This is a genomic window from Sandaracinaceae bacterium, assembly GCA_016706685.1.
Taxonomy (GTDB): Bacteria; Myxococcota_A; Polyangia; order Polyangiales; family Houyiibacteriaceae; genus JADJJE01.
In genome coordinates, this window is record JADJJE010000006.1 from 17,833 (window position 1) to 28,770 (window position 10,938).

Annotated in this window: 13 protein-coding genes; 5 read left to right on the forward strand and 8 right to left on the reverse strand. The window is 68.1% G+C overall.

The annotated features are described in order from the left end of the window. Positions 1–58: 58 nt before the first annotated feature. Positions 59–766, forward strand: coding sequence for a hypothetical protein (locus IPI43_11210; GenBank protein MBK7774686.1), 708 nt, complete (start codon positions 59–61; stop codon positions 764–766). Positions 767–839: 73 nt separating this feature from the next. On the opposite strand, the gene IPI43_11215 is transcribed toward IPI43_11210, so the two are convergent. Next, the gene (locus tag IPI43_11215) at positions 840–2,867 is read right to left on the reverse strand and encodes an NADPH-dependent 2,4-dienoyl-CoA reductase (GenBank protein MBK7774687.1); all 2,028 of its coding nucleotides are present in this window, start codon (positions 2,865–2,867) and stop codon (positions 840–842) included. A gap of 88 nt (positions 2,868–2,955) precedes the next feature. Between IPI43_11215 and IPI43_11220 the strand changes: the two genes are divergently transcribed. Together IPI43_11220 and IPI43_11225 are read left to right on the forward strand one after the other, a co-directional pair. After that, positions 2,956–3,558: a TetR/AcrR family transcriptional regulator gene (locus tag IPI43_11220; GenBank protein MBK7774688.1), complete on the forward strand. Its 603-nt coding sequence runs from the start codon at positions 2,956–2,958 to the stop codon at positions 3,556–3,558. A 123-nt stretch (positions 3,559–3,681) separates the two neighbouring features. Then, on the forward strand, positions 3,682–4,686 hold the full coding sequence (locus tag IPI43_11225) for an Rpn family recombination-promoting nuclease/putative transposase (protein ID MBK7774689.1): 1,005 nt from the start codon (positions 3,682–3,684) through the stop codon (positions 4,684–4,686). 179 nt (positions 4,687–4,865) lie between these two features. On the opposite strand, the gene IPI43_11230 is transcribed toward IPI43_11225, so the two are convergent. Next, positions 4,866–5,123 carry a helix-turn-helix transcriptional regulator gene (locus IPI43_11230; GenBank protein MBK7774690.1) on the reverse strand — a complete coding sequence of 86 codons (258 nt, stop codon included), beginning with the start codon at positions 5,121–5,123 and terminating at the stop codon, positions 4,866–4,868. A 36-nt stretch (positions 5,124–5,159) separates the two neighbouring features. On the opposite strand from IPI43_11230, the gene IPI43_11235 reads away from it, so the two are divergent. Continuing rightward, complete coding sequence (locus tag IPI43_11235; protein ID MBK7774691.1) at positions 5,160–5,951, forward strand: hypothetical protein; 792 nt, start codon at positions 5,160–5,162, stop codon at positions 5,949–5,951. Positions 5,952–6,249: 298 nt separating this feature from the next. Beyond that, a complete protein-coding gene (locus IPI43_11240; GenBank protein ID MBK7774692.1) occupies positions 6,250–7,674 on the forward strand; it encodes a hypothetical protein in 1,425 nt (474 codons plus the stop codon). A gap of 50 nt (positions 7,675–7,724) precedes the next feature. On the opposite strand, the gene IPI43_11245 is transcribed toward IPI43_11240, so the two are convergent. From IPI43_11245 to IPI43_11270, 6 genes are all read right to left on the reverse strand, one after another. Further along, positions 7,725–8,258 (reverse strand): hypothetical protein, encoded by a 534-nt coding sequence (locus IPI43_11245; protein MBK7774693.1) that lies wholly within the window; start codon positions 8,256–8,258, stop codon positions 7,725–7,727. Between the two features lie 620 nt (positions 8,259–8,878). Beyond that, positions 8,879–9,229 carry a hypothetical protein gene (locus IPI43_11250; GenBank protein MBK7774694.1) on the reverse strand — a complete coding sequence of 117 codons (351 nt, stop codon included), beginning with the start codon at positions 9,227–9,229 and terminating at the stop codon, positions 8,879–8,881. After that, complete coding sequence (locus tag IPI43_11255) at positions 9,226–9,465, reverse strand: PrsW family intramembrane metalloprotease (protein ID MBK7774695.1); 240 nt, start codon at positions 9,463–9,465, stop codon at positions 9,226–9,228. The genes IPI43_11250 and IPI43_11255 overlap by 4 nt, the downstream gene beginning before the upstream one ends. Then, on the reverse strand, positions 9,399–9,956 hold the full coding sequence (locus tag IPI43_11260) for a PrsW family intramembrane metalloprotease (protein MBK7774696.1): 558 nt from the start codon (positions 9,954–9,956) through the stop codon (positions 9,399–9,401). Before IPI43_11260 ends, IPI43_11255 begins: the two co-directional genes overlap by 67 nt. After that, positions 9,932–10,645: a peptidoglycan-binding protein gene (locus IPI43_11265; protein MBK7774697.1), complete on the reverse strand. Its 714-nt coding sequence runs from the start codon at positions 10,643–10,645 to the stop codon at positions 9,932–9,934. The genes IPI43_11260 and IPI43_11265 overlap by 25 nt, the downstream gene beginning before the upstream one ends. Positions 10,646–10,721: 76 nt before the next feature. Then, on the reverse strand, positions 10,722–10,938 hold a 217-nt coding region (locus IPI43_11270), incomplete at its 5' end, for a cytochrome-c peroxidase (protein MBK7774698.1).

Sequence of the window (10,938 nt, forward strand, 5' to 3'; positions counted from 1 at the left end):
GCAGCGTTGACACTCCCGTGCTGCTGTCGGTACAAGGGCCACGCAAGGAAGAAGGAACATGACGTATTCATCTCGCTGGGTTGGGGTCTCCGTGTTGGCTGTGGCGTTCGTTGTGGGTTGCGGCGGGAGCCAGGGGAGCCAGGCATCCACGCCTCGACCCGCAGTCGCGAACCCGACCGCGTTCCCGCCGTGGACGCAGCCCGACACGCGGGCGGTCTTCACCGAGCTCTCCATCGACCTCGATGGTGTTCCGGGCCAGAGCCGCCCCGACGTCGAGTCGTTTCGTCAGCCGCATTTGGATCTGGCGGAAGCCATGTTCGACACACAGACCGTCGAACAGTTCGTCCCGGCAGAGGACGGCTCGTCACGAGGCATCCTCGTTCTCACGCACGTTCGCCGTTACGAGTACCTGGCGGGGGACACGATCTACACGTACCAAGACGTCCACTTGTCGCTCACCGTGGAGGTGCGGGTGTACGACCTCCGTGATGTGGAGCGCGAGTCGCGCTTCGATGGCCTCCGTCAGACCACGGTTCCTGTGCTGCACACGGGAGAGGCGCCGACCATCGCCCAGGCCACCTTCGACCTCGGTATCGATGTGTACCAGCCCAACGAGAATCGCGCGGAGGTTTGGCGTAGCGACATCGCCACCGAAGTGGCACGCCAGATCCTGGTTCACTCGGCGCCCGCCTTGCAGGAGGGCGCCGAGGCCTCGCGGCAGCCGCGCGAAGGCGCTGCAAACCCTCTAGAGCTGGCCCCCAACTGAACCGCAGCGTGCGCGGCGTGGAGGCCGGGTGGTCCGTCTCTGGCGGCACCTCAGCCCCGGCCTCAGCCCCGCGTCACAGCCGCGCGGCCAGCTCGGCGCCTTGCGCGATGGCCCGCTTCGCGTCCAGCTCCGCGGCCAGGTCCGCGCCGCCGATCGCGTGCACGCCGCCCCGCTCGCGCTTGCCGCGCTTGCCAGCGCCCTCGGGCACCAGGTCGCGCACGGACACCTGCCCGGCGCACAGGATGATGTGGTCCACCTCGAGCAGCTCGGCCTTGCCCCCGCGCCGAATGTGCAGGCCCAGGTCGTCGATGCGCTCGTAGGTCACGCCGTCGAGCATGCGCACGCCGCCGCGCTGGAGCGCGATCTTGTGCACCCAGCCGGTGGTGCGGCCGGGGCCGGAGCCCATTTTCTTCAGGCCCTCGCTGCGCTGCAGCATGGTGATGGTGCGGCGCGGCTTCTCCACGGGCCTCGCGCAGGCCGCCGGGGAGTCGCCGCTCGGGTCCACGCCCCACTCGGCGCACCAGGCCTCGAGGCTCATGTCCGGGTCCTGCAGCAGGTACTCGCACACGTCCACGCCGATGCCGCCCGAGCCGATCACCGCCACGCGCTTTCCCACCGGCTTCTTGTCGCGCAGCACGTCGGTGTAGCGCAGCACCTTCGGGTGCTCGATGCCGGGGATGCTGGGCACGCGCGGCACCACGCCGGTCGCCACGATGACGTCATCGAAGCCGCTGAGCTCCTGCTGGCTCGGGCGCGTGTCGAGGCGCAGCGTGACGCCGGTGCGCTCCACCTCGTGTTGGTAGTAGCGCAGCGTCTCGCGAAACTCTTCCTTGCCCGGCACGGCGGCGGCCATGCGGAACTGCCCGCCGATGGCGCTGGCCGCTTCGAACAGGGTCACGTGGTGCCCGCGATCGGCGGCGACGGTCGCTGCCGAGAGGCCCGCCATGCCGGCGCCCACCACGGCGATGCGGCGGGGTGTGGTGGCCCGCGGGTAGAGCAGCTCGCTCTCACGTGCGGCCCGTGGGTTCACCATGCAGGTGGCGCGCTTCAACGAGAACGTGTGGTCCAAGCACGCCTGGTTGCAGGCGATGCAGGTGTTGATGGCCTCGGGCTTGCCAGCCGCCGCCTTCATCACGAAGTACGGGTCGGCCAGCAGCGGGCGCGCCATGGACACCATGTCCGCGTCGCCATCGGCCAAGATGGACTCGGCCACCTCGGGCGTGTTGATGCGGTTGGACGCGATCACGGGCACCGTCAGCGCGCGCTTGAGCCGGCCCGTGACCTCACGGAACGCGCCGCGGGGCACGGACGTGACGATGGTGGGCACGCGCGCCTCGTGCCAGCCGATGCCGGTGCTCAGCAGCGTGATGCCGGCTTCCTGCAGCGCCATCGCCATGGTCTCCACCTCGTCGTAGGTGTTGCCACCTTCGACCAGGTCCATGATGGACAGGCGGTACATCACGATGAAGTTGGGGCCCACCTCGCGACGGACTGCGCGCACGATCTCGACGGGAAAGCGCATGCGCCCGTGGATGTCGCCGCCCCAGCGGTCCTTGCGCTCGTTCACGCGGCGGCACGCGAACTGGTTCAGCAGGTAGCCCTCGCTGCCCATGATCTCCACGCCGTCGTAGCCCGCGCGCTTGGCGATGGCCGCGCTGCGCGCGAAGTCGTCGATGGTGGAGAGGATCTGCGCCTCGCTCATGGCCTTCGGCTTGAACGGGTTGATGGGCGACTTCTTGGCGCTGGCCGACACCGACCACGGGTGGTGCGCGTAGCGGCCCGTGTGGATGAGCTGGAGCGCGATCTTGCCGCCGTGCTCATGCACTGCGCGCGTGACCAGCTGGTGCGGCAGCACGTCGCCGGGCTGGTTCACGACTCCGGAGCCCGGGTAGAACCAGGCGCGGCGGTTCACGCTGAGCCCGCCGGTGACCATGAGCCCTACGCCCCCCTTGGCGCGCTCTGCGAAGTACGCTGCGAGCTTCGGGTAGTTCCAGAAGCGGTCCTCGAGGCCGGTGTGCATGGAGCCCATGACCACGCGGTTGCGCAGCGTGGTGAAGCCGAGATCCAGAGGCGAGAGCAGGTGCGGGAAGGGCTGGGACATGGTGCGATCCTGTCGTGGGCTCGAAGCGCAGGTAATCTGTACGGCGTTTAGATGACACCCCGTCTGAACGCTGTCAAGATCCCCCGCGATGCCCCCCAAGACGTCCCAGCGCTACCACCACGGAGACCTGCGCCCCACGCTGCTGCGCGAGGCCCAGGCCATGGTGCGCGAGGCGGGCCTCGACGGTCTCTCGCTCCGGCAGCTGGGGCTGCGCGCCGGAGTCAGCGCGTCGGCGCTCTACCACCACTTCGACAACAAGAACGCGCTGCTCTGCGCGCTGGCCGAGGAGGGCTTCACCAGCCTGGACCAGGTGCTGCAGCACGCGGCGAAGGATGCGTCGGGCAGCGCGCGCGACCAGACGCTGCGCTTCGTGCGCGCGTACGTGGGCTACGCGGCGGCCCACCCCGAGATCTACGACCTCATGTTCGGGCGCAGCATCTGGAAGGCGGGCGACCCGACCGAGAGCTTGCGCGCACTCGCGTTCGAGACCTTTCGCCGCTACGTGGACTACGTGAGCGCCATGGACCCGCACGTCGGCCGCGGGAAGCCCGGTCTGCGGCGCGCGCAGGCTCGCTGGGCCACGGTGCACGGCCTCTGCCGCTTGGTCATCGATGGCGTCTACGCCGACGGCGCGGACCTTGCTGGAATGACGGCGGCTACAGCGGACCTGTTGGTGGGCGCGACGGACTGAACTGGCTTCAGGCAGGCTTTCACCTCGCGGAAAACGCACGACCGCACGCAAGGGCGCGGGGCGAGCGCCGACAAGCCGAGGTGATGCTTCACCACAGCCCCCTCGTACCAAAGGCCGCGCGCCATGGGTGAGCACGACACCCTGTTCAAGCGCGTGTTCAGCGTGCCGGAGTACGCGGCGGCCGAGCTGGCGAGCGTGCTGCCTCGCACGCTCGTGAGTGCGGTGGACCTGAGTCAGCTCGTCCTGGTGAACGGCTCGTTCGTGGACGAGACGATGCAGCACCGCCATGCGGACCTGCTTTTCCGCGCGCCCCGGCGCCGGAGCCGGAGTCGGGGCGCGCGGAAGGGACGGCGGCGCGGGGGGCAGGCGAAGATGGTCTACTTCTACTTCCTGTTCGAGCACCTGAGCCGGACGGACGCACTGGCAGCGTTTCGGCTGCTGCAATACATGGAGCGGATCTGGGCGCAGCTTCTGCGTGAGGATCCCACGCTGGAGACGTTGCCGCTGATCGTGCCGCTGGTGGTGCACCACGGGGCGGGCGGGTGGCGGGGGCCGCGGAGCCTGCATGAGATGATCGAGGGTGTCGACGAGTTCCCGGCGCTCCGGCCGTTTGTGCCGAACCTGGAGTTGCTGATCGACGACCTGGCGCTGCACACGGACGGTGAGCTTCAGCAGCGCCCGATGCCGCCCGTGCCCAAGCTGGCGACGTGGCTGCTGCGCGATGGCCGCGACGTTCGGGAGCTGCTGCGGCACGTGCCCGCGTGGGGAGCCGACCTGGAGCACGTCGCACGCGCGCAGCCAGGTGAACTTGTTGCGCTGCTGGGCTACATTCTTTTGGTGGCGGGCGTTGAGTCCTTGCAGGCCGTCCGCGACACAATCGTCCTCCATGCTCCCTCCACAGAGGCTTCCATGATCTCTATTGCCGACCACCTCATCGAACAAGGGCGCGAGCTGGGCGACCTGAATGCGTTACGCAGGGTGCTTCGGCTGCAGCTCACTAGCCGCTTCGGGCCGTTGTCGGCGGAGTTCGAGACGCGGCTCAACGCGGCGGACTCCGAGCGGCTGGAGTTGGCCGTGTCGCGCGTGCTCACTGCGGCACACCCCGCCGACGTGCTGCCTTCGGACTGAGCGTCGCGTCTGTCGGCGCGCACGCCGCGGTTCGCGAGGTGGGTCTGATGGCGTCTCGCTGCGGCGGCTGGCCCAGCGTGGGGGTCTGCACGCAGCCGCAGCGGACCAGCTGGCGGGGGTGAGCGACTGAGCAGCGCGTGTTTTGGCGACCGAGTCCGTAATGAGGACTTGAACGGGCCTCACCCCACGCCTGCGAATAGCGAGCTGGTCGTCATGCCGAGACCTGCGCCGATCCGGTGCAGCGATCGGAACGTGATGTTGATCCTCCCGCTCTCGACCCGTGCCAGGTACGCGGGATCGAGCCCTGTGGCTTCCGACATCGCCTCAAGCGTCCACCCGCGTCGATCACGCTCACGTCGGATCGCCGCGCCGAGGGCACGCAGTTCCCTCTCCGCTTCGTCGGAGGTGTGGGATCGAGTTCCTTGACGACGCGGCACAGGAACCTGTGAAGCGCGTGTCGGTGGAACTTGACCATGACACAGAAATCAATTTACTCTGTTGTGATGTGGGACACCTACGTAAAGCGCGCGCCATCCAAAACGTCGTTTGCGCTTCTTGTTGCGCTCGTTGCGGGCTGTTCGGGAGACGAAGGTCCCCGGCCACTCGCCGGAGACCCCTCCTTGCCAAACGAAGTCGTCTCCCACGTTGACGTGGGCCCGACGAACGTGGTCGTCCCGCCCGAAGCGGGTTCAGAGGCCACCGAGCCCGCCGACACCGCCGAAGCGGAACCCTCGCAGTTGACCCTTACTCAGGGGGCAAACCTCAGGACCATCTACGAGGAGGTGCTCCAGGGATGCGGACGAAACGGTTGCAGTCCGCAAGCCACTAGCGCTCTGCGTCGAGCTGACATCCACATGTCTGTCGCTGTCGATTCCGGGTTGATCCAGCACTATCGTTTCAGCGAGCGCACCTTGCCGTGCTACGTGAGCGATTCCAACAGAGAGCGTGGGGACAACCACGAACTGCACATCGCCTGCGACCTCGAGGTGACACACGTATCGCCACCGCCGGCCGACGAAGGTGCGCGTGTCGCCGCGGCCCCCGATGTCCAAGCTGAGTGTCGCACGTCAGACGGCCGCGCAATCCTCGACGTAGCCGACATCGCGTTCTCCACAGATCTTTCGGCCAGCCCTCTTGACGCCCCCGTGCTCGCAACCGCTTCGAACGTGATGCGCTGTTGGCTCCATGGGGGAGAGCAACTCTTCATCGAGCTAAAGAGGCAGCGGCGATCGACGTCGTTCGATGGGTACGGCTATGGATACTGAATTGGTGCGCTTGCGCGTCACGCAGGTGTCGATCGTCCTGCCGGTCGCACTGTTTGTGTTCGCCGCGCGCGGAACGCCGGCAATGGCTCAAGGGGATCAGTGCGCGAGAGAGGGCGCCCGAGTCGCCAACTGTCAAGAACACGCCGAGCAAGCGGCGGAACACCGGATGGGTTTGTGTGGGGATGCGTGTGAGCGACAGGCCTATCAGTGCTCGCGTCAAGCTCGCGGATCATACGCGAGGGAATTGTGTGATGAGCGGGAGGGGATCTGTTTCGACGAACGCTGCGCCTCGGGTAGGGTGACGCCCGAGCGCCTAGAGCGGATTTGCCAGGCCGAGTATCGGGCCCACGACGCGTGCGTCGATAGGCAAGAGGCTCATGCGGCCGAGGCTCAACGTCAGCGAGCAAGCGAGCACGCCTCTGCGGCGAGGCGATACCTCGAAGAGGCCCAGGGTCTACGTGCACTGGCTAATCTTGAAGGTGCAGAGGCCGCGCTTCAGCGTGGTGATGGGGATGCTCGCAACGCGGGGGAGGCTTCCGCAAGCCTGAGAGCGTCCTTCCAGGCAGAGCGCGAGCTTGTCGCGGAGACGGTCGTACGCGGTGCCCTCGAGCGCGCCCGGGCGGCCGCAGTCGTCCACGACTTGGAGACGCAGATCCGGTCGTTGGAGGAAGTCGTGGGCATCATGTCGAGGACCGGTTCAGCGCAAGCGGAACTGTCCACCGTGTTTGCGGACTATGAGGAGTCGGCTCTAGAGCGTGCCATCGAATTGGCAAATGAGGCTGCCGCCACGCAGCGGTGGGATGGCGCCGTAGAGGCGTTGATCTGGACGTCTCGGGTGACGTTCCTAAAATCGAGGCCGAGCGCCCTGTTTGCAGGTCGGTTGCGCGAGACCGGAATGAGAGTGCACCAAGCAGCGCTGGACGCATGCATTGAAGCCGCGGCCCAGGGCCGCCTGGACGCGCTTCCCGCTCTGGAGCGTACCGTCACGGCCATCGAGGAAAGCGTCAGACCTGATTCGGCGTTCCGGGCTGAGATGACCAGACATCGTCTAGAGACGAACGATCAACTCAGGCGCCTCGAGATGGAAGGCCGATTGACGGAGGCTAGAGCGTATCGCGAGGCTGGGAACCTGGCCGGTGCTCAAGCCTCGCTGAGCCTCGCTGAAGAGGCGGTGGGACGGATGGGCGCTACGTCGGCCGACCGTGTGAGGATCGTCCGTGAGGAGGAGGCGATTCGACGTGCGGGGCTTGAGCCGCTGCTCGTGACAGCGCGTCAACTGGAGAGACAGGGTGAATATAGGTCGGCGCTCAACCTCTATCTTGAAGTTGGAGCCCTCCAAGAAGCGCGGGCAGGCATCCAGCGGATCGAAGACCGTCGTCGATTCCCACGACGAGCACGACGCTTCTCGCTCGTTCTACCCGCTGGGGGACAGTTCTATGCTCGACGTCCAGGCGCTGGACTCGCGGTGCTCGCGGGCTATGTGGGGTCTGCCATCGGGACAGCGTTTCTCTTGCGCGCCTCCACGAACGAAAACGAGCGCTACGAACACTTCCTGACGACGGGAGAGTCCTCGGCTGCGGGACGGGCCCACCTGCGTTCCCGGCGTCTCTATCGCGCTGGGATGGGATTCGTCGGGGGGATCGGCATCACCTGGTTTATCAGCTTCTCGACCGCAGGCGGAATGGCGAGGCAATACAACGTCGAGGTACTTGGCCTCCCGTAGGCCGCACGAGGCCGCACGAGGCCGCACGCGTGGCAGACTGAGCTGCGACGTCAGCTCGCCGTGACGCTAGCGATCACGTGCTGCCCGCCGTGGTTGCTCTCGAACGCGCGCTCGAGCTGCAGCCCGAGGTCACGAACCCGCGGAGGCGGCGTCAGCAGCGCCGCACGCGAGCCTTCGGGCAACGCGCGCACCAAGGTGCCCACGCGCTGATAGAGGTTCTGCAACGTGCGGGTGTCGCCCACGCGCAGGCCATAGGGCGGGTTCGTGACCACGGTGCGCGCGCCGAGGGTGCCATCCACGAAGATGGGCGCGTCGCTCAGCGCAGCCACCGTGAAGTCGATCAGCTTGGCCACGCCGGCGCGCTCGGCGTTGTCGCGCGCGGACTCGATCACCCCGCGTCGCGGTCCGACCCCAGCAAGCGCGGCAGCGCAGCCCGGCCAGGCGTGTCGAGGCGCGCGCGCACGGCGGCGAAGCGCGCGACGTCGTGGCAGGGCGCGACCTCGAACGCGAACGCACGGCCGGCGCCCGGCAAGCGACCGGAAGCCAGCAGCGCGGCCTCGATCATGACGGTGCCCGCGCCACAGAACGGGTCACCCAGCGGCGTGTCACCGGCCCAACCGGAGGCCACCACCAGCGCGCGCGCGAGGTCCGCTCGCAGCGGCGCCTTGCCCGTGGCCAGCCGGTAGCCGCGCCGGTAGAGGGGCTCACCGCTGGTGTCCACCGACACGCTGAACTGGTTCTCGTTGCCGTCCACGTGCACCCGCGCGTGGGGCTCGCTGCTGTCGGGCTCGAGCGCGTCCACGTTGGCCACGCCGAACGCCTCGGCGATGGCGCGCCGCGTCCGGTCGGCGATGGCCTTGGTGTGATAGAGCCGGCTGCGCAGGCTGCGCACGCGCACGTCCACCGCGATGCCGCGCGGGATCCAGGGCTTCCACTCGAGCTGCTTCAGCTTGCGCACCAGCTGCGGGAACTGCGACGCCGAGAAGCTGCCCAGCTCCACGCGCACCCCCGTCGCCAGGCCGAGGCCCAGGTTCAGCGCGCCGATCACGCTCAGCTGGTCGCCGGGCGCTGCTTCCACACGCACGCAGTCCGCCGCCACGGAGACCGTGCAGCCGGTGAGAGCCAGGCGGCCGAGGAGGGCGCCCACCTCCGCTGCCAGCAGCTTCTCGAGCCCAGGCGCGCAGGTCACCAAGAGAGTCATGCGTCAGCGGTATCCGCGCTGGGCGAGCGCCTGCCGGCCCTTCGCGATCTTCACGCGCAGCGGCAGGATGAAGTCCATGCTCACGGTGTGCGTGTTCTGCGACTGGGCCCGGGTGGTGTGCCACTTGGACAGCGAGAGGCGCGCGATGGCGCGGATGAACTCGGCCCCCTCGCTCCCGTACTTCATGCGGAAGTTGAGCAGGCCGAAGGCGCTGGTCACGATCTCGAGCTCGCCCGTGGTGATGTTGCCGAGGGCCACCTCGTCCAGCAGGTGGGCCCGCAGGATGCGCCCGCGGCGGCGCACCAGGGCGATGATCATGCCGATGAACGCGGTGACGAACGCGAACCAGATCAAGATGCTGAAGCAGAAGATGGCGCCGCCCTTCTTCGCTCATGCCCGCGAAAGGTGGCGCCGCCGTTCCACATGGCGTGCAGCATCACGGCGAGACCGTAGCCGAACAGGGGCCCGAGGGCGCGCAGCGCGGGGTGGCGCCCTTCGCGTGCCAGGCCGAAGCCGATGCCCGTCATCGACGTGTAGACCGGGTGACCCCACGGAAACAGGATGCCGCGCAGCACGAAGTTGGCGCCCATCCAGCCAGGCCACCGTCGGCTGCAGCGCGCCCGTAGTAGAGGACGTTCTCCACGGCGGCGAAGCCCAGCGCCACGAAGCTGGCGTAGATGATGCCGTCCACGATTCCGTCGAACTCGCGCTTGAGGAAGAAGAACATGCCGAACACGGCCATGCCCTTCCAGAACTCCTCCACGATGGGCGCGCAGATCACGGCGCCCACGATGTCGCCCGCTTCGGCGCCGTACATGCTGCCCACCGCTTCGCCGACGAGGCTGTTGATGGTGACCGAGAAGCCGCAGGCCGCGATGCCGCCCCAGAACAGGCAGCCCAGGAGCGCGTACCACGGCTCCGGGTCGTAGCGGTCCAGCAGGCGCGGGAAGGTCAGGTACATGACGCCGGCGGGAAGGCGAGCACCGCGCCCATGCACATGTACGCCAGGATGGCGCCCTGACCGGCCAGCACGCGGGAGGCCCACGAACCAGACGATCAGCTGCAGGAACCCCAGCAGCATCCCGATGATGTAGAGGCCGAGGCCGATGTGCCGACGCGTACGTTCGGGATCAGGAGAGACACGCGGCGAGGGTATGACCTGTTGGCGCGGGCGTCTAGCGCGGTCCCCCGCCTGGGCCTCCGGATGGTGAAACGCGACGAGCCCCAGGGGAGGGGCTCGGTGCGTTCGTGGAAGGGCGGCCTGCCGCGGGGGGCTGGCAGGTCGCGCTCTGGGCTCACTTCTTGGCGGGGGCGGGGGGCCGCGGTCTTGTCGACCGGTGCGGCCACCGTCTTGCCCTGGGCCTTCTGGGCCTTCTCGTAGGCGTCGGGGGCGGTGGCGTTCCAGCCGTAGCCAATCTGCGCGTCGATCAGCCCCTGCGTGCCGGGGCCCACGATGCCGTCGGTGTCGTAGCCGAACGAACCCTGCAGGCTCAAGACGGCCTTCTCGGTGCCGGCACCGAAGTCACCGTCCACCTTGATGGCGTAGCCCAGCGTGACCAGCTGCTTCTGCAGCGCCGTGACCGCTTCCCCTTGGAACCATTCTTCAGCATCTTGCTCATAGTCTTCACCCTTCGTTCGCAATGTTGGCCTCGCGGGCACCGTGCGCGCCGCGTGACGTCCGCCATCTAAGCACGAAGCAGACCAAGGTGGGTGATCGCAGCGCGCGACGTTTCCGCGACGAAAAACGCCGGCTCGCCTCCGCACGGCGATCTCGCTGAGAGATCACCCGTGGGTGCGAACCGGCGCTGTGTGGGCTCGAGCCTACGCCGCGGGGCGCAGGCGCAGGTCACTCCGCGGGCGCGGGAGCAATGGGAGCCGCCGGAGCGGGCGCACCCTCGGCCGGAGCCGCCGCGGGCATGCGCGCGTGTGCCGGAAGCTCGCCGTCCAGCGCGCCGAGGAACGCCACGATGTCGGCCACCTGCGCGTCGGTCAGCTCCAGGTTCAGCTGCACCTGGCCCATGATGCGCACGGCGCTGGCCAGGTCGGCCTGCGAGCCGTCGTGG